Origin of the sequence: Chitinimonas lacunae, from assembly GCF_042650885.1 — a bacterium.
Taxonomy (GTDB): domain Bacteria; phylum Pseudomonadota; class Gammaproteobacteria; order Burkholderiales; family Chitinimonadaceae; genus Chitinimonas_A; species Chitinimonas_A lacunae.
In genome coordinates, this window is record NZ_JBHSBU010000001.1 from 3656446 (window position 1) to 3673268 (window position 16823).

Here is a 16823-nt window from a genome sequence, read left to right on the forward strand (position 1 = left end):
GCACGGGATGCAGGTGAGATCGCATCCCGCCCGGCCACACGTTTCGAGGACCATCATGAACGCTGTGGCTGACCAATTCACCGATTACCGCGTTGCCGACATCTCCCTGGCCGACTGGGGGCGCAAGGAACTCAATATCGCCGAGACCGAGATGCCCGGTCTGATGGCCGTGCGCGAAGAGTTCGCCGCCAGCCAGCCGCTGCGTGGCGCCCGGATTGCCGGTTCGCTCCATATGACGATCCAGACCGCCGTGCTGATCGAGAGCCTCAAGGCGCTTGGTGCCGAAGTGCGCTGGGCTTCGTGCAATATTTTCTCGACCCAGGACCACGCCGCCGCCGCCATCGCCGCCACCGGCACCCCGGTGTTTGCCTTCAAGGGCGAATCGCTCGACGAATACTGGGAATTCAGCCACAAGATCTTCGAATGGCCCGAAGGTCAGAACGCCAACATGATCCTCGACGACGGCGGCGACGCCACCTTGCTGCTGATCCTGGGCAGCAAGGCCGAACAGGATCGCAGCGTGCTCGCCAAGCCCACCAACGAAGAGGAAGTGGCGCTGTATGCCTCGATCGCCCGCTATCTGGAGATCGACCCGCAGTGGTATTCCAAGCGTCTGGCCGCCATTCAGGGCGTGACCGAGGAAACCACCACCGGCGTGAAGCGCCTCTATCAGATGGCCAAGGAAGGCCGTCTGCCGTTCCCGGCCATCAACGTCAACGACTCGGTCACCAAGTCCAAGTTCGACAATCTGTACGGCTGCCGCGAAAGCCTGGTTGACGGCATCAAGCGCGCCACCGATGTGATGATCGCCGGCAAGATCGCCGTGGTGGCTGGCTACGGCGACGTGGGCAAGGGCTGCGCCCAGAGCCTGCGTGGCCTTGGTGCCACTGTCTGGGTCACGGAAATCGACCCGATCTGCGCCCTGCAAGCCGCGATGGAAGGCTACCGCGTCGTCACCATGGAACAGGCCGCACCGCAGGCCGATATCTTCGTGACCGCCACGGGCAATATGTCGGTGATCAACCATGACCATATGAAGGCGATGAAGCACAACGCCATCGTCTGCAATATCGGTCACTTCGACAGCGAGATCGAAGTCGCGGCACTGCGCCAGTACCAGTGGGAAAACATCAAGCCGCAGGTCGACCATATCGTGTTCCCCGACGGCAAGCGCATCATCCTGCTGGCCGAAGGTCGTCTGGTGAACCTCGGCTGTGCCACCGGCCACCCGAGCTTCGTGATGTCCAACTCCTTCACCAACCAGGTGCTGGCCCAGATCGAACTGTTCCAACACGGCGCCAAGTACGAGAAGCAGGTCTATGTGCTGCCCAAGCATCTGGACGAGAAGGTCGCCCGTCTGCACCTCAAGCAGATCGGTGCCCAGCTCACCACGCTGACCGACCAGCAGGCGGCTTACCTCAGCCTCGACAAGAACGGCCCGTTCAAGCCCGATCACTACCGCTACTGAGTCAGCCCGCTGCAATCGAAAAACCCCGCCTTGGCGGGGTTTTTTCTTGGGGAAGCCGGCTTACAGGGCTGGCTGGTCCTGGCAGCAGGAGGTGTCCGGCGAGCGGTGCGCCGGAAACTTACCGAGTGGCGCCCGGCGGCGGTGCAGTGAGGCGGGACAGATTGCGGGCGCTGCGCTGGGCCAGTTCGGCCAGATCGTCGTCGCTGGCCGTCAGCAGACGGACACTGCTGCTGCCGCGTTGCTGAAGCAGCGGTTCGGGGTCGATGGCGATGCTGACCAGTCCGCCGGGCAGGGCATCACAGAGCAGTTTGCGCCGGGCCGGTGACTGGGCGGCCAGTTCTTCGGCGGTGGAGCGGGTGATATGCAGACGTTGCCGCTGCACTTGCAGCGCCCCATCGAGATAGGCGCGCGGCAGTGAAGCCTGGATGCGGTCAAGCCGCTGTCCCAGCCCCAGCAGCGGACCTTGCCAGGCATTATCGAGCCGCGCCTGGGCGACTGCGCCACCCGGCTCGCCATGCTGGCGGCAGGCAGCGGCGCTTTCCTGTGCCAGTTCGCGCACGAAACGCACGGTCAGGACGGCTTCGACATCGCTGCCGCTGAGCGGTGCGGCGGCGACCGGTAGCGCCAGACTCCAGAGCAAGGCCAGAAAACGCATCGCCATCGGCCGCTCAGTTGATCAGCCGGGCGACGGCATTGCGGACGTCGGGGTCGGTATAGAGCTGCTGGGTCAGTCGCTGCACATCGGTATCGGTAATCGACATGATGCGGGCAAGCGAGCTGCGATGGCTGGTCAGGATGGCTTCGGGGTCGGCAATGCTGGGCAGCAGCCGTTGCACCACCGCCTTACAGGCATCGTTGCGCTCGGACTGCTTCATCCGGGTCAGCGTATCGAGCGCCGAATCGCCGACACTCCAGCGTTTACGGTAGGACTGTTCATACGGCCCGGTCAGCTCGGTCGGCAGGCCCATGTAAAGCAGGTCGAGCCGGCGGGCCAGCACGGCATAACGGGCCATCCAGATATTGCTGTATTGAGTGAGGGCTTCGAGGGTGCCGGGCTCGTTGAAACTGGCACAGGCTTGCAGGGCTTCGAAGGAGATATGGCGCAGGGTCCGCACCTTGAGCAGCGCAGCCAGATCGCCTGTCGGGATGGCGGGCGCGCCTGCATGGGCAGCGGTGGAAAGACCGAGCAACAGGGCAATCAGGGAGGCACGCATCGGTGGTCGCCAAGGAGAACGCGGAATGCTCTATCTTAGCAAGGCTTACCCCGTGCCGGGAATGCTGATGGCATCGACTTGAATGCCATTCATCGCCGCATGCGTAAAACTGATAAGGCGGCGGTTCAGCTGGGTGGTACCATCGGACACGCAATCGTCTTCCGGTCTGCCCGATCATGACTCCCACCTATAGCTTCGAGTTCTTCCCGCCCAAGACCCCCGAGGGCGTCGAAAAACTGCGCAATACCCGCCGTCAGCTCGGCCAGTTCCGCCCGGCCTTCTTCTCCGTCACCTTCGGCGCCGGCGGCACCACCCAGCAGGGCACGCTCGATACGGTGCGCGAAATCCGTCAGGAAGGCTTTGAAGCCGCTCCCCATCTGTCCTGCATCGGCTCGACCCGCCAGAATATCCACCATCTGCTGTCGCTCTACCGTGAAAACGGCATCCGCCGCATCGTGGCGCTGCGCGGCGATATTCCGTCGGGGATGGTCGAAGTCGGCGAATTCCGCTATGCCAATGAGCTGGTCGAATTCATCCGGCGCGAGTTCGGCGACTGGTTCCATATCGAAGTGGCGGCCTACCCCGAATACCACCCGCAGGCCCGCAGCGCCCACGACGATCTCAAGCATTTCGTGCAGAAGGTCGAAGCCGGCGCCAGTTCGGCGATTACCCAGTATTTCTTCAACCCCGATGCCTACTTCGCCTTTGTCGACGAGGTGACGGCGCGCGGTGTCAGCGTCCCCGTGGTGCCCGGCATTATGCCGATCAACAACTTCACCCAGCTCGCCCGCTTCTCCGACACCTGCGGCGCCGAGATTCCACGTTGGCTGCGCCTGAAGCTGCAAAGCTACGGCGACGATGTGGCCTCGATCCGGGCGCTGGGCCTCGATGTGGTGACGGACCTGTGCCGCAAGCTGCTCGACGGCGGTGCGCCGGGCCTGCATTTCTATACCCTCAATTCAGCGGGCGCAGTGTCCACGATCTGGCAGCGGCTGGGTCTGTAGCGCCTTTTGTCGGATCGGTGCCGAGCACGGATTCGGCGCCGCACGGTTTTCCGTAGAATGCCGCTTTTTTCGCATTCGGCTGGCCTAGCGTCGTCATCGCCGGCCGGCTGTCTTTCAGGCCATTAACGGAAAATCATCGTGATGAAGTCTTATCGATCCCTGCTGGCGGGCGTTGTGCTCGCCGCCGTCCTAAGCGGCTGCGCCATGCCCAAGTTCCATAGCGTCGCTCCGGTCCAGACGCTGCCGGCGCCTGCCGCTGATCGAGCGCAGATCGTGTTTATCAATCCGGGTCAGGCGATCCATGACGGCTTGCCGACCACGCTGTACGAAATCAAGGCCGGCCAGCGCGAGTTTCTCGGCGTCAGCGCCGCCAAGACCCGTCTGGTCCATGAGGTCGCGCCGGGCCGCCATCGCTTCATGTCGCAAGGTATGTTGGCACCGGCCCATTTTCTCGATGCCGAGGTGGAAGCCGGCAAGCGTTATTACGTGCTGCTGCGCTTCGTCTACGGCAATGGTCGGCAACTGCGGCCGCTGCGCAATCAGGGTGATTCCGACTACAACTTCAACAATCCGAAATTCGAAGTTTGGAAGCGCGAATCGGTGGTGGTGCTGAGAAACGCCGACGCCGACAACTTCTATCGTGCCAACGAAGGCGCCATCGCCAAGGCCCAGGCTGCAGGCGAGGCCATCTGGAACGGCAAGAACGCCGAACAGAAGGCGCAGTTGACCTTGAATCGCGAAGACTCGACCGAGCGCTGACCGGTCGGCCGCGCTACTCGGTGTAGCGCGGCGCTGTCTGGCGCAGCACTTCATCGCGCACGGCGCCCAGCCGTTTCCAGAAGCGTTCCACGATCGGTCGATTGCGATGGTAGAAGTCGCGGTTGAACACCAGATAGTAGTCTTTGGTCGAGATCGGCAGCGGCAGCCGCTCGATATCCTTGTAGCCAAGGTTGCGCAGTGCCGAATCGCCGGCCAGGTCCTGGGTGGCGTAGGCGCCGATGCGGCCGGCGCGCAGCTTGTCGAAGTTCTGTTTGGTCGAAAGGGCTTCTTCGATGGGAATGCCGAGATTGCGCAGATCGTTGCCGACCGACCAGCCCAGGTTCACCCCGACCGAACCGTTCAGTTGGCTGAAGCGTTTGCCGTCCCAATTGACCTCGCTGCCCTGACGGCGGTAGGCGTAGTAGGACAGCGAGGTCATCCGCCGGCTCGGGTCGGGATGGCCATCGATTTCGGGATAAGCCAGATGGACCGCCCGCTCGGCGTTATAGGAATACATAAAGGCGCCGTCGTAGCGACCGGACTGGGTTTCGGCCAGGACGCGGCGGTTGGGCATCCGGTAATAGCGAATGGTGCAGCCCAGATCGGCGGCCACCCGCTGCACCATCTCGACGGCGATCCCGGGCTGTTGCGGCAGAATCTCGGGACCGCTGCCCGCCAGATAAGGCAGCAGCGGTTCGTCGTTGAAGGCGAGCGACAGTTCGCAGCTAGCGGTGCTGACTGCTAGGGCGACGAGAATCAGGACTTGCTGCATGGCGGCTCCGACAAGGTCATCCGTTCTCAGCTTAGCTGGCCTCAGCCCGCTTGATGGGACCGATCACATTCCACCCGCCGCTGCACCGCCCGCCGCAGCAGCAGCGACAGCACGCCACAGCCGGCGCAGGCCAGCCACAGGGTGGTCGGGCCGAAGCGACTGTAGAGCTGGGCGCCCACGGCCGGGGCGATCAGGGTGCGGCCGCCCCATACCGCCATATAGATTCCCAGATAGCGTCCGCGCGCCCGGCCTTCGGACAATTGCATCACCAGACTGATCTCGGCCGGCGAATGGAGCATCTCGCCGATAGTCAGCAGCACCATCACCAGCACCGCCGTGGTCGCGCCCTGGCCCAGCGGCAACAGCAGCCAGCAGAAGGTCATCAGTACCGTGCCCCAGCTGGCGGCACGCCACAGCCCCAGCCGACTGACCCAGTTCGACACCAGACCCTGGCACAGCACGATCAGCGTGCCGTTGAGGGTAAACAGCGCACCGAACCAGATCGGCGCCAGCCGGTAGTGTTCGCGCAAAAAGGTGCCGAACATGCCGTACATCTGGTCATAGGCCATCGCGAGCGCCAGACAGCTTGCCATCAGCAGCAGAAACGCCGGATCGCGCCAGGGCGAGCCGCCGTCCTTGGGGGCTGCGGTCACTTCGGTTGCCGTGGCGGCAGTTTCGGGCTGGGGCCAGCGCCGGTAGCCGTAGTGGAACCACGCCAGCGCCAGAAAGGTCGCCAGACCATCGCCGATAAAGACCGCCCGATAGTCCCAGCCTGCCGCCAGCCCGGATACCAGCCCGCCAATCGCCCAGCCCAGATTGATCAGCACCCGGTACAGCCCATGGGCGCGTGGCCGGATGGCCGGTTCGCAGCTTTCCAGCAGCAGCCGCTGGTTGACCGGTCGCATCCCGCCTTCGAACAGACCCGACAGCACCAGCCAGACCGCCACCAGTGGCACCGGCCACGATCCGGCCAGTAGCAGCAGGCTCAGGCCATTGCCGACGAAACACAGCGTCATCACCCGCCGTGGCGCCAGCCGGTCGGACAGGCTGCCGAACAGATAGGCGCCAAGCAGCAGGCCGGCGCCATAAGTGGCCAGCAGCCAGCCCACCTGTTCGATCGACAGACCGACCGTCTCGCGCAGATACAGCGGCAGAAACATCTTGGCCGCCCCGCCTGCCCGGTTGACCAGCCCGGCCACGGCCTGGATCCAGGCGTGCGGCGGCAGACCGCGATAGGGGGAGAGAAACGGTTCGAGCGAGGCTGGCATGGCGGCGACGGGCAAAACCCGCATTATCGCGGCGCCGGCTGGGGGAAGGACAAGACGTAGGACTACCGAGAAGGCTGTCTGACGCGGGCTGGACCCGGGCGGGTATAGCGAAAACCGATCCTCGTTGCGGCAGCAGGTCAAGCGCTCAATTGGGGGCTTGACGGCAAATGCGCTTAGAATGCGGGTTGGTCATTTTTCCATGACGACAATGCTTAAATTCCTCGGCCTTGATCGGCCGTTTTTATTGCTGGCTCGACGACTGCTCTATATCTGGGTCCGTACCCGGGTGCTGCCGCAGGATCTGGCCGCCTTGGGACTCGATCCGGCCAAGCCGGTCTGCTATGTGATGCAGCGGCGTTTCTTCAGCAATCTGCTGCTGCTCGGGCGTGAAACCGAGCAGCTCGGCATGCCTCCCTCGCTGGCGCCGCTCGATGCCGGCAAGCTGCGGGCGCGGCGTTCCTTCTTCTTTCTCAACCGGGCCGAGCCCTGGTTCGGCCGCCGCAAGGCGCCGGGCGTGTCACCGCTGCTGACCAGCCTTGTGCGCGCCGCCCGTGGCCATAGTGAATTCGAGGTGCAACTGGTTCCGGTCAATATCCTGTGGGGCCGCTCGCCCGACAAGGAAAGCTCGATCTGGCAATTGCTGTTCAGCGACGACTGGGCGCCACGCGGTTCGCTGTCGCAGTTCTTCACCATCTTGCTCCATGGTCGCAATACCCTGCTGCGCTTTGGTCAGCCGATGTCCTTGCAGGAGCTGGTCAGTGACACCGAGGACGAGGAACGCGCCATCCGCAAGGTCAGCCGGGTGCTGCGGGTACATTTCCGGCAGCAGCGCGAAATGGCCATCGGTCCCGACCTGTCGCACCGCCGCACCCAGGTGGAAGGCCTGCTCGAAGCGCCGTCGGTGCGGGCGGCAATCGAACTCGAAGCAGGGCAGGGTGGGGCCGGCGCCGTGGTCAAGGCGCAGGACAAGGCGCGGGCTTATGCGCTGGAAATCGCCGCCGACTATTCCTACCCCGTGGTGCGGGTACTCGACCGCTTCCTGACCTGGCTATGGACCCGGCTCTACGACGGCGTCGAAGTCGGCCATATCGAGGCCTTGACCTCGGTCGCGGCCGATCACGAAATCATCTATGTGCCGTGCCACCGCAGCCATATCGACTATCTGCTGCTGTCCTACATCGTGTTCAAGCAGGGCCTGATGGTCCCGCATATCGCCGCAGGTGCCAATCTGGACCTGCCGGTGGTTGGCGGCATCCTGCGCCGCGGCGGCGCCTTCTTCCTGCGGCGTTCGTTCAAGGGCAACCAGCTCTATGCGGCGGTATTCAATGAATACCTCCATATGATGATCGCCAAGGGTTTCCCGATCGAATACTTCGTCGAAGGCGGCCGCAGCCGCACGGGCCGGCTGTTGCAGCCCAAGGCCGGCATGCTGTCGATGACGGTGCAGAGCTATCTGCGCGATTCGACCAAGCCCATCGTGTTCCTGCCGGTCTATATCGGTTACGAGAAGCTGTTCGAGGGCCGCAGCTACGTGGGCGAGCTGATGGGCAAGCCCAAGAAGAAGGAATCGCTGTTCGATCTGGTGCTGGCGCTCAAGGAACTGAAAAAGAATTTCGGCAAGGTCCACGTCAATTTCGGCGAGCCGATCCGGCTGGCCGAGGTGCTGTCGGCGGCCCATCCGGGCTGGCGCTCGGAGCCGGCGTTCAACGACGAGCGGCCGGCCTGGTTCAGCCAGTCGATCGAAGCGCTGATGCGGCGGATCGCCGATGGCCTCAACAGCGCGGCGGTGGCCAATCCGGTGAGTCTGGCCAGCCTGGCCCTGCTGGCCACGCCACGCCACGCGCTCGATGCCGAACAGCTGGCCCGCCAGCTCGATGGCTATAAACGCCTGTTGACCATCGCGCCTTATACCGCGCGTACCCGGGTGACCGAACTCGACGGTGCTGCCATGGTGGCCTATGTCGAGCGGCTCAAGCTGGTGCAGCGCCATCCGCATGCGCTGGGCGATGTGATCCACCTCTATCCCGAAGAGGCGGTGCTGCTGACCTACAACCGCAACAACGTGCTCCATTGCGTGGCATTGCCGGCGCTGATCGCCTGCCTGTTTGCCCGCAATACCACCTTGAGTCGGGAACAGTTGGGGCGGCTGGCGCGCACGGTCTACCCCTTCCTGCGCGCCGAGCTGTTCCTGCGCTGGTGCGATGAGGAACTCGACAGCGCGCTCGACCATTATCTGGCGGCGCTGTGCGAACTGGGCTGGCTTGCCAGCCACGGCCGCGAGGGGGTCTACCATGCCCCGGCGCTCAATAGCGACGAATACGCCCAGCTCTCGCTGTTTGGCGAGGCGGTGCGGCCGACGCTGTTGCGCTATTTCATCACCCTGGCCGTGCTGACCCAGCAAGGGCCGGGCAAGATGACCCCGCAGCAACTCGAAGGCGTCTGCCATCTGCTGGCACAGCGTCTGTCGCTGCTGCGTGAATTCAATGCTCCCGAATTCTTCGATCGGGCGATCTTCCGCACCTTTATCCAGACGCTGAAGGAGCGCGGACTGGCCAGCACCGACGAGCAGGACCGTCTGGTCTTCGACGGCAAACTGCGCGATGCCTCGGCCGAAGCCCGCTTCGTCCTGCCGCCCGATGTGCGGCAGAGCGTGCTCCATCTGACCCGTCTTGAGCCGGCTACCATGGCCCAGGCGCTGGCGCGGTTGGCAGAGAAGAGTAAGGGTTGAGCGTGCATATCAGGTAGGATGAAACCCCACATTTCCTTCGGGTCTGTGGGGTTTTATCTTGTCTGGCGGTGCCTGACACCGCAGCCAGGCTGGAGCGGACGGTATGCCCCAGCCTTTGACGATGTGAACGATCAATCGAGGAATAGGTAATGGATAACAACTATCTGTTGTGGGGTCTCGGTACCCTGTGCGTGCTGATGATGCTGATCTGGTTCGTTGACGATCTGCTGCGCGAGCGCAAGCGGGACCGTTCCTACCGCCAGGGGTCGGACGTTGATCCCTTGCTCGATGGGATGCCGCCACCGGTGGCTTTCCGGTCGCGCAACGATGGCCATGACGGTGATCTGGATGATTAGATCAATGCAGTTTTATTTATAAAACTTACAAATTTAGCTGTAAGTCTTGCAAAGAAATATCCTGAATTTTTAGTAAAGGGCGGGCGGGAAACTTGGTTTCCCGCCCGCTCTGGTTTTTGGCAGAGAAGAACTGGCCTTTCGCTTTCACGAGGTGTTCCTACCTCACGCTCGCAGAAACGGACAGGCCATAGGTGGTTGGTGCATTCCCGAACAACTCGGCGTCCGAGGGTGGGGACACCCGGCGTCCGTTCAGGCCGATCGACCAGCATTGCTAGCGACGCCGAAGTGCCCGCCGCGCTGTGGGTGGACACCAGGGTGCGTGACGACCTTTGGTCTGACGCACCCTACGATTTCGTGGCCACCCTGCGGTTTGTGGCCTTGGACGCCATTGCTAAGAAAGAACTTCGATGGGACAGTCTTTAAAAATCTTAAAATAATTCCTGTTTTTATTATTTCTGTACTTGTATTGCTGTATGGCTTGCAATGTTTTTGCGGAATTTTTTATAAATGGATCATCCTGCCCAGACTACGCCTCCAGTGCCTCCACCATCGGCCGCAAGACCGCCGCCATCTGATCGAGGTCCTTGATGCCACCGGCAATCGCCTTGACGCAGGCGCTGTAGGCATTGCGTACCAGCCGGGGGTTGCGGGTAGCCAGGGCGAAATCGTACAGATAGCGGGCGGCCGAGGCGTATTCCTGGTTGGCGACGTGGCTCATGGCCGTGTTGGCGATTTCGAGCACGCGCTGGCTGGTGGCGGCGGCCAGGACCGACCAGTCGGGACGACGGGTCAGCGCGACCTTGAGCTGTTCGGCGTTCTGGCGTGAGGCGGCGTAGCGGGTGCAGATGCGCTCTATCCATTGCGGCGCGACCGCATGGTCGGCTGGCAGCAGGGCCAGCAGGCCGAACAGGTCGAGTGCGAGGTCGAAATCGAGCTGGCCTTCACACAGGCTTGCCACGGTCAGCGAGGCAATCTCGTCGGCGCGGGCGTGGCGCCCCATCAGCACGGCGTGGGCGGCGTGGGCCAGCAGGATCAGCGACTTGAGCAGCGGCGTTTCACGCCGCGTCACCTGATCGACCAGCATGGCCTGATACTGCTCGGCATCGCGCGTGCGGCCTTCGCCGCAGGCCGACAGCAGCAGTTGATAGAGCACACGCGGGTCGAGTTGGTTGGAGTTGCCGCCGCAGATCACCGCCCGTTTCATCAGCGCTTCGGCCTGATCGCGCTGACCGAGCCGGAAAGCGAGCTGGCCGGCGGCTTGCAGACGCAGCACGCTGTTGGGGGTGATCTGGACGGCCCGCTCCATGATCGCCAGCGCCTTGGCCGGCTCGCCCTCATCGAGATAGTGGCGTGCCAGCTTGTCGTAGACCGCCACATAGTTGGGACTTTGTTCGAGCAGTGATTCGAAGATCTGCGCCGCTTCCTGCTTGCGGCCCTGGCGGACGTGGCAGCTGGCGATGCCAAGCCGGGCCCACGGCACCGCCTTGGCTTCGACCACTTCGAGGTACAGCGCCAGCGCCTCATCGTCGCGTCCCAGATCGTTGAGCAACTGGGCCAGCAAACGTGAGGCGTCGAGCCGGTAGGCCGGTTGTTCCTGCATGATCTGGCGGCCGGTGCTCAGCGCCTGCTCGAAACGCTGTTCGTCGATGGCCTGGTAGAGCGGCCCCAGCACCAGTTTCTTCTTGACCGCCCGCGCGATGCGCTCGACCAGATCGCGGGTGCTGAAGGGCTTGAGCAGATAATCGTCGGGCGCGACTTCGGCGACCGATACCACTTTTTCGTAGGCCGCTTCGGCCGTCACCATAAAGAAGGCCGTGGTCAGCGGCATGATGCCGCTGTGACGCAGCTCTTCGAGGAAATCCTGACCATTGGCGCCGCCGCCCAGGTGGTAGTCGCACAGCACCAGATCGTAGCGCTGCACCTGGATGCGTTTGCGCGCCTCGCCGATGCTCGGGGCGAAATCGATCTGGGTGACGCCCAGGCTCAACAGCATGGCCTTGATCGATTGGCGCACCACCGCCAGATCGTCGATCACCAGTACACGCAGTTCGTGAAGTTGCAGTCCCATGATGGTCTCCTGCTATGACGACACGCCCTGTCGTCCTGGGTCAGGCGAGCAACGCTTCCGCCCTTTCCTGGTAGCGGCGTGCCGCTACTTCCTGGCCGCGCGATTCGAGAAAGCGCGCGGCGTGCTGACAGGCGGCCCAGCTCAATTCGAGGTTGTCGCCATGGGCGGCATAGTCGAGATGATGAAGGCCATCGATGTGTCCCTTCGCCACCAGCAGACGGCCGATGGCGTAGTGGGCGCCCATATGGTGCGGGTCTTGTTGGAGCACGTTCTGATAGAGCGGCACCGGGTCGCTGTCGGGCCGATAGCGTTCGGTCAGCACCGCATATTCAAAGCGCGCACCGGCGGGACCGGGCGACACTTCGTCCCACTGTCTGAGCCGCTCCTGGGCACGTTCGGCCGCGCGGAACTCGTCGCGCCACCAGCCATGGATCTCTTCACGCCAGCGCTCATCGAGCAGCCGCGCCCAGTCAACGGCCCGATGACCCAGTACCCGCTCGGCCGCCGAATGCTCCGGCGGCGGCACCACCCGGGCGCCCATCTGCAGGGCGACCAATCGTTCGGTCAGTGTCGGATGGGTATCGTGCCGGCTGCGCTTGACCGCCAACAGCGCCCGCAGACGGTCACGGTCGATGGCTTCGTCGAAGCTCGCACGCAATGCAAGCGGCAGGGTGGCAAACGGCCGACCGACCGGCGCCGGCTCGCGCTCGGCCACCGCCAGTTGGCGCGGCCAGAAATCCTTTTCCAGGAAGTCGGCCCGCAGATGCATGGCCAGCAGCGCATCGGCCGTATGGCGCGGCCCGGCTACCTCGGCGGCCAGTCGGTCGGCCTGGAATTCCTCGTTGCGACAGAACACGAAGGTATAGGCGTCGAAATGCGGCCAGTAATGGAACAGGAAGGGGCGCAGCGTCCAACCGAGCCAGCCCACTTCGCCGAGCCGCTCGGCCAGTTGGCGCCAGAGTTGGCGCTGGTGGTAGATCCAGGCGCCCGGGTGACCACCGCCGCGTGGCAGATGGCTGTATTCGTGCGCGAGCACCGCAGCGAACTGACCGCCCGACAGACAATGGAGCAGCGGCAGACCAATGGTCAGATGACGGCGGCGCTGGCCGAACCAGCCGAAACGGTTGTGCTGGATCAGGCTGACGCCGAATTCGGTGGTCAGCCAGACCGCGTCGAGCCTGGGCCCGTTGACCGCCCGCCGGACCTTGTCGATCGCCCGCATCAGCTCGGGCGCGTTGTGCTCATCGACCAGTTCGCCTTCGGGCAGGCTGAACGGCAGATACAAGGTGATCAAGGTCGAAGCCCCCAGCATCAGTCCCGCCAGTACCGTCCCGATGCCGACCACGCCCAGCCCCTGCTGGGTCAGCCACCACGGCGCCAGCGTCATCATCACCAAGGCCAGGGTCAGCAACAGACCCAGGTAGCCCAGGCCGAGCAGTACCAGCAAGGCGGTCTTGCGCCGGAAAAGTTCGGGATGGTCGTCCGCCTCGCGTACCAGCTGGGCGACCAGGGCTTCATAAGATTCCTTGTTCATCGTGTCCTGGCCTTGCCAATGTCATGGCTGCGCCGTAATGGTTGCGGATTATAGGGCAATAAGAGCTTGTTTATTAAGCATCTATGACATTTGCCCGACCAACGGTTGAGTGTACATCTTGCAAAGGTCATAACGCCAGCACGGACAGGGGCACAGCGTGAAGGTACGGGAAATCCTGAGGGAAAAGGTCGGAAGCGGCAGGGCAGGCAACAAGCGGCCAATTACATAAAAGATAAAAATACTTGCAGAGTATCTGCAACATCTGACGCAGATAATTGATACAAAGGAATTAAACAGGTCTCGGATTCACTCCGACATCCAAACCAGCCTCCACCCTTGGCACTTATTGGATGGGCGTCCGACACTGGAGTCGGAGTCGGAGTCGGAGTCGGAGTCGGAGTCGGAGTCGGAGTCGGAGTCGGAGTCGGAGTCGGAGTCGGAGTCGGAGTCGGAGTCGGAGTCGGAGTCGGAGTCGGAGCCAAGCCAGTCCGCTGCTCGCCGCAGGCAGTTCGGCAGTTCCGTCGTGTCGGCCAAGTCCTTATGCGGCAATAGATAAAACTATGCAAGGTATCTTGCAATCAATAGGTATTTTTCATGGCAAGGTATCTTGTTAAGCAAGGTACCTTGTATTAAAGTGAGCATCAGTTCAACCGCTACTGCAAAGGAAGACCGTGATGGAAAACGCTGAAATGTCGCTGTGGCAGACCGTCAGCGCCGGGGTGATCGGTTCGGTGCTGGTGCTGGGTATGGCCACCCTGGTGGCGCCTGCGATGCGCGATATGGCGCCCGGGGTGGAGCAGGTGCTGGCCAAGGGGGATGTGCCGCTGCAAGTGGCCTCGCAGCGACCGGCCGTGCGGCGCAGCTGAACGGTTTGGACCACCGGCTATGACATATGGAAATTAGCGGCACGGGGCCGGCAAGCGTGGCTATAATGGCGCTTTGTCCGCGAACCCTGTTGCCGCGATGATCGAAACCGACCAGCTCAACAGCCGTCCCGACCGCCTGATCACTCCGGCGCGCCAATCCGTGCAGGAAGAGGCGCAAGAGCGTGCGCTCCGGCCCAAATTGCTGGAGGAGTACGTCGGTCAGGAGAAAGCACGCGGCCAGCTCAGCATCTTTATCGAAGCTGCCCGCCGTCGTCGCGAAGCGCTCGACCATGTCCTGTTATTCGGCCCGCCCGGCCTGGGTAAGACCACGCTGGCCCATATCGTGGCCCGCGAACTGGGCGTCAACCTCAAGCAGACCTCAGGCCCCGTGCTCGAACGCGCCGGCGACCTGGCGGCGATGCTGACCAATCTCGAACCGCACGATGTGCTGTTTATCGACGAGATCCACCGGCTGTCGCCGGTCGTCGAAGAAATCCTCTACCCGGCGCTCGAAGACTATCAGCTCGATATCATGATCGGCGAAGGCCCAGCAGCCCGCTCGGTCAAGCTCGACCTGCCGCCGTTCACCCTGGTCGGCGCCACCACCCGTGCCGGGATGCTGACCAATCCGCTGCGCGACCGCTTCGGCATCGTCGCCCGGCTCGAATTCTATACCCCGCAGGAACTGACCCTGATCGTCACGCGTTCGGCGCAACTGCTCGACGTGACCATCGACGAGGAAGGGGCATTCGAAATCGCCCGCCGTGCCCGTGGCACGCCACGAATCGCCAACCGGCTGCTGCGCCGGGTGCGCGACTATGCCGAAGTGCGCCATGGCGGCCAGGTCAGCCGTGAAGTGGCCGACGCCGCCCTGACCATGCTCGACGTTGACCATGCCGGTCTTGATCTGATGGATCGTAAATTGCTCTCGGCAGTGATCGAAAAATTCGGCGGCGGTCCGGTCGGGCTCGACAATGTGGCCGCCGCGATCGGCGAATCGCCCGATACCATCGAAGATGTGCTGGAACCGTATCTGATCCAACAGGGTCTGTTGCAGCGGACGCCGCGCGGCCGGATGGCCACGGCGCTCGCCTACCAGCATTTCGGCCTGCCCGGCGTCACCGCGTCGGGCGAACTATTTTAAGCGACCGGGACCGCTGACGACGCCAACTCCCGGTTCCCATCACAAAGCGTTGAGGAAGGAAACCCCTTGGAAGCCAGTTTGACCCCGCACGATATGTCCATCGTCAGCCTGATCAGCAACGCGAGCCTCGTGGTGCAGATCGTTATGGGGCTGCTGCTGTTGCTGTCGATGCTGTCGTGGTGGCATATCTTCGCCAAGTGGTTCGGCCTGCGCCACGCCAAACAAAAGACCGACAGCTTCGAATCGGCATTCTGGAGCGGGGCCGATCTCAATACCCTGCACCAGCAGGTCAGCCGCGATATGGCCGGCGTCGGCATGGAGCGGATCTTCGAAGCCGGCTTCAACGAATTCCTGAAACTGCGTCGCCAGCCCGGCATGGACATGAGCGCCCTGATGGAAGGTACCCGCCGCGCCATGAAGGCTTCGTTCCAGCGCGAAGTGGACCGGCTCGACGCCCATACCGCCTTCCTGGCCTCGGTCGGCTCGGTATCGCCCTATATCGGTCTGTTCGGCACGGTGTGGGGGATCATGAACGCCTTCCGTGGCCTCGCCAATGTCGGGCAGGCCACCCTGGCCCATGTCGCTCCCGGCATTGCCGAAGCGCTGGTGGCCACGGCAATCGGCCTGTTTGCGGCGATTCCGGCGGTGGTGGCCTATAACCGCTTCTCCCACGATGTGGACCGGCTGGCCAACCGCTTCGAAAGTTTCATGGAAGAGTTCTCCAATATTCTGCAAAGGCAGGCCGCCAAATGATTTCGCTACTGTCGATGCGCCGCGCCCTGCGCACGCTATGGCTGCTGTTGCTGCTCGGCAGCGCGATGTCGGCCCATGCCAAGCTGTTCCTGTGGCAGGCCGAGCAGGAGGGTCGCAAAGTCTGGCTGCTCGGTTCGATCCATGTCGGCCGGGCCGATTTCTACCCGCTGGCCGAGCCGATCGAAGCGGCCTATCGCAATACCGATACGCTGGTGGTCGAAGCCGACGTGAGCGACCCGACTGCTGCGCTGCCCTATATGGGCCTGGCGATGTTGCCGCCCGACACCACACTCTCCAAGCAACTGTCCGCCCCGGTCTACAGGAAACTGATGGCCCGGCTGCCCGATACCGGCCTGCCGCCCCAGGCCGCCGAGCGGATGAAGCCGTGGTTCCTGGCCCTGACCCTGACCATGAAGGCGCTCGACAGCTATGGTTATCAGTCGAGCGATGGCATCGATCTGCATTTCCTGCGCCGCGCCAAACAGGACAGCTACCGGATCGTCGAACTCGAATCGGTCAAATTCCAGCTCGAACTGTTCAATAGCCTGAGCCAGCGCGAGGCCGAGCTGTTTGTCGGCGAAACCCTGCGTCAGCTCGACGACGGCAGCTTCAAGCAACAGCTCGATGCCATGCTCAAGGCGTGGCAGAGCGGCGATACCCGGGCGCTGATCCGGGCGGTCGAGGCCGGGATGCCCGAGCGGCGCGAGGCGCGCCAATTGATGAATAAGCTGCTGCGCGAGCGCAATGTGGCGATGGCCGACAAGATCGCCAATCTGGCCAGTCGCGACAAACCGCCGCTGGTGGTGGTCGGGGCTGCCCATCTGGCCGGCAGCGGCAGCGTGGTCGAGTTGTTGCAGGCGCGCGGTTTCCGCCTGAGCCAGCAGTAGGG

The 16823-nt window shown here is 63.1% G+C and carries 15 protein-coding genes; 9 read left to right on the forward strand and 6 right to left on the reverse strand.

Annotated features, from left to right (window positions below):
• The first annotated feature begins 55 nt into the window (after positions 1-55).
• The gene (gene ahcY, locus ACFOW7_RS15700) at positions 56-1468 is read left to right on the forward strand and encodes an adenosylhomocysteinase (RefSeq protein WP_378165994.1); all 1413 of its coding nucleotides are present in this window, start codon (positions 56-58) and stop codon (positions 1466-1468) included.
• Between the two features lie 118 nt (positions 1469-1586).
• On the opposite strand, the gene ACFOW7_RS15705 is transcribed toward ahcY, so the two are convergent.
• Together ACFOW7_RS15705 and ACFOW7_RS15710 are read right to left on the reverse strand one after the other, a co-directional pair.
• A complete protein-coding gene (locus ACFOW7_RS15705) occupies positions 1587-2129 on the reverse strand; it encodes a hypothetical protein (protein ID WP_378165996.1) in 543 nt (180 codons plus the stop codon).
• A gap of 7 nt (positions 2130-2136) precedes the next feature.
• Positions 2137-2682 (reverse strand): hypothetical protein, encoded by a 546-nt coding sequence (locus ACFOW7_RS15710; protein WP_378165999.1) that lies wholly within the window; start codon positions 2680-2682, stop codon positions 2137-2139.
• Positions 2683-2858: 176 nt separating this feature from the next.
• Between ACFOW7_RS15710 and metF the strand changes: the two genes are divergently transcribed.
• Together metF and ACFOW7_RS15720 are read left to right on the forward strand one after the other, a co-directional pair.
• Positions 2859-3686, forward strand: coding sequence for a methylenetetrahydrofolate reductase [NAD(P)H] (gene metF / locus ACFOW7_RS15715; RefSeq protein ID WP_378166001.1), 828 nt, complete (start codon positions 2859-2861; stop codon positions 3684-3686).
• A 141-nt stretch (positions 3687-3827) separates the two neighbouring features.
• On the forward strand, positions 3828-4445 hold the full coding sequence (locus tag ACFOW7_RS15720) for a hypothetical protein (protein ID WP_378166003.1): 618 nt from the start codon (positions 3828-3830) through the stop codon (positions 4443-4445).
• 13 nt (positions 4446-4458) lie between these two features.
• On the opposite strand, the gene ACFOW7_RS15725 is transcribed toward ACFOW7_RS15720, so the two are convergent.
• Positions 4459-5217, reverse strand: a complete 759-nt coding sequence (locus ACFOW7_RS15725) for a substrate-binding periplasmic protein (protein ID WP_378166005.1) — start codon at positions 5215-5217, stop codon at positions 4459-4461.
• Positions 5218-5258: 41 nt separating this feature from the next.
• Positions 5259-6509 (reverse strand): MFS transporter, encoded by a 1251-nt coding sequence (locus ACFOW7_RS15730; RefSeq protein WP_378166007.1) that lies wholly within the window; start codon positions 6507-6509, stop codon positions 5259-5261.
• Between the two features lie 175 nt (positions 6510-6684).
• On the opposite strand from ACFOW7_RS15730, the gene plsB reads away from it, so the two are divergent.
• Positions 6685-9213 (forward strand): glycerol-3-phosphate 1-O-acyltransferase PlsB, encoded by a 2529-nt coding sequence (plsB, locus tag ACFOW7_RS15735; RefSeq protein ID WP_378166009.1) that lies wholly within the window; start codon positions 6685-6687, stop codon positions 9211-9213.
• A gap of 149 nt (positions 9214-9362) precedes the next feature.
• Positions 9363-9569: a hypothetical protein gene (locus ACFOW7_RS15740; RefSeq protein WP_378166011.1), complete on the forward strand. Its 207-nt coding sequence runs from the start codon at positions 9363-9365 to the stop codon at positions 9567-9569.
• 526 nt (positions 9570-10095) lie between these two features.
• On the opposite strand, the gene ACFOW7_RS15745 is transcribed toward ACFOW7_RS15740, so the two are convergent.
• Together ACFOW7_RS15745 and ACFOW7_RS15750 are read right to left on the reverse strand one after the other, a co-directional pair.
• Positions 10096-11637: a response regulator gene (locus ACFOW7_RS15745; protein ID WP_378166013.1), complete on the reverse strand. Its 1542-nt coding sequence runs from the start codon at positions 11635-11637 to the stop codon at positions 10096-10098.
• Positions 11638-11677: 40 nt separating this feature from the next.
• On the reverse strand, positions 11678-13171 hold the full coding sequence (locus ACFOW7_RS15750; protein ID WP_378166015.1) for a M48 family metallopeptidase: 1494 nt from the start codon (positions 13169-13171) through the stop codon (positions 11678-11680).
• A 674-nt stretch (positions 13172-13845) separates the two neighbouring features.
• On the opposite strand from ACFOW7_RS15750, the gene ACFOW7_RS15755 reads away from it, so the two are divergent.
• The 4 genes from ACFOW7_RS15755 to ACFOW7_RS15770 all read left to right on the forward strand — a co-directional run bounded on the left by ACFOW7_RS15755 (position 13846) and on the right by ACFOW7_RS15770 (position 16821).
• Positions 13846-14037, forward strand: a complete 192-nt coding sequence (locus tag ACFOW7_RS15755) for a hypothetical protein (RefSeq protein ID WP_378166018.1) — start codon at positions 13846-13848, stop codon at positions 14035-14037.
• Positions 14038-14134: 97 nt separating this feature from the next.
• Positions 14135-15181, forward strand: coding sequence for a Holliday junction branch migration DNA helicase RuvB (gene ruvB, locus ACFOW7_RS15760; protein ID WP_378166020.1), 1047 nt, complete (start codon positions 14135-14137; stop codon positions 15179-15181).
• 93 nt (positions 15182-15274) lie between these two features.
• Positions 15275-15934, forward strand: a complete 660-nt coding sequence (gene tolQ / locus ACFOW7_RS15765; RefSeq protein ID WP_378168051.1) for a protein TolQ — start codon at positions 15275-15277, stop codon at positions 15932-15934.
• The gene (locus tag ACFOW7_RS15770) at positions 15931-16821 is read left to right on the forward strand and encodes a TraB/GumN family protein (RefSeq protein WP_378166022.1); all 891 of its coding nucleotides are present in this window, start codon (positions 15931-15933) and stop codon (positions 16819-16821) included. The genes tolQ and ACFOW7_RS15770 overlap by 4 nt, the downstream gene beginning before the upstream one ends.
• The last annotated feature ends 2 nt before the right edge of the window (positions 16822-16823 follow it).

What these genes read in the sequence shown, in the direction of transcription:
- ahcY (WP_378165994.1), top strand. Translation starts at nt 56, where the DNA reads ATGAACGCTGTGGCTGACCAATTCACCGATTACCGCGTTGCCGACATC.
- ACFOW7_RS15705 (WP_378165996.1), bottom strand. Translation starts at nt 2,129, where the DNA reads ATGGCGATGCGTTTTCTGGCCTTGCTCTGGAGTCTGGCGCTACCGGTC.
- ACFOW7_RS15710 (WP_378165999.1), bottom strand. Translation starts at nt 2,682, where the DNA reads ATGCGTGCCTCCCTGATTGCCCTGTTGCTCGGTCTTTCCACCGCTGCC.
- metF (WP_378166001.1), top strand. Translation starts at nt 2,859, where the DNA reads ATGACTCCCACCTATAGCTTCGAGTTCTTCCCGCCCAAGACCCCCGAG.
- ACFOW7_RS15720 (WP_378166003.1), top strand. Translation starts at nt 3,828, where the DNA reads ATGAAGTCTTATCGATCCCTGCTGGCGGGCGTTGTGCTCGCCGCCGTC.
- ACFOW7_RS15725 (WP_378166005.1), bottom strand. Translation starts at nt 5,217, where the DNA reads ATGCAGCAAGTCCTGATTCTCGTCGCCCTAGCAGTCAGCACCGCTAGC.
- ACFOW7_RS15730 (WP_378166007.1), bottom strand. Translation starts at nt 6,509, where the DNA reads ATGCGGGTTTTGCCCGTCGCCGCCATGCCAGCCTCGCTCGAACCGTTT.
- plsB (WP_378166009.1), top strand. Translation starts at nt 6,685, where the DNA reads ATGACGACAATGCTTAAATTCCTCGGCCTTGATCGGCCGTTTTTATTG.
- ACFOW7_RS15740 (WP_378166011.1), top strand. Translation starts at nt 9,363, where the DNA reads ATGGATAACAACTATCTGTTGTGGGGTCTCGGTACCCTGTGCGTGCTG.
- ACFOW7_RS15745 (WP_378166013.1), bottom strand. Translation starts at nt 11,637, where the DNA reads ATGGGACTGCAACTTCACGAACTGCGTGTACTGGTGATCGACGATCTG.
- ACFOW7_RS15750 (WP_378166015.1), bottom strand. Translation starts at nt 13,171, where the DNA reads ATGAACAAGGAATCTTATGAAGCCCTGGTCGCCCAGCTGGTACGCGAG.
- ACFOW7_RS15755 (WP_378166018.1), top strand. Translation starts at nt 13,846, where the DNA reads ATGGAAAACGCTGAAATGTCGCTGTGGCAGACCGTCAGCGCCGGGGTG.
- ruvB (WP_378166020.1), top strand. Translation starts at nt 14,135, where the DNA reads ATGATCGAAACCGACCAGCTCAACAGCCGTCCCGACCGCCTGATCACT.
- tolQ (WP_378168051.1), top strand. Translation starts at nt 15,275, where the DNA reads ATGTCCATCGTCAGCCTGATCAGCAACGCGAGCCTCGTGGTGCAGATC.
- ACFOW7_RS15770 (WP_378166022.1), top strand. Translation starts at nt 15,931, where the DNA reads ATGATTTCGCTACTGTCGATGCGCCGCGCCCTGCGCACGCTATGGCTG.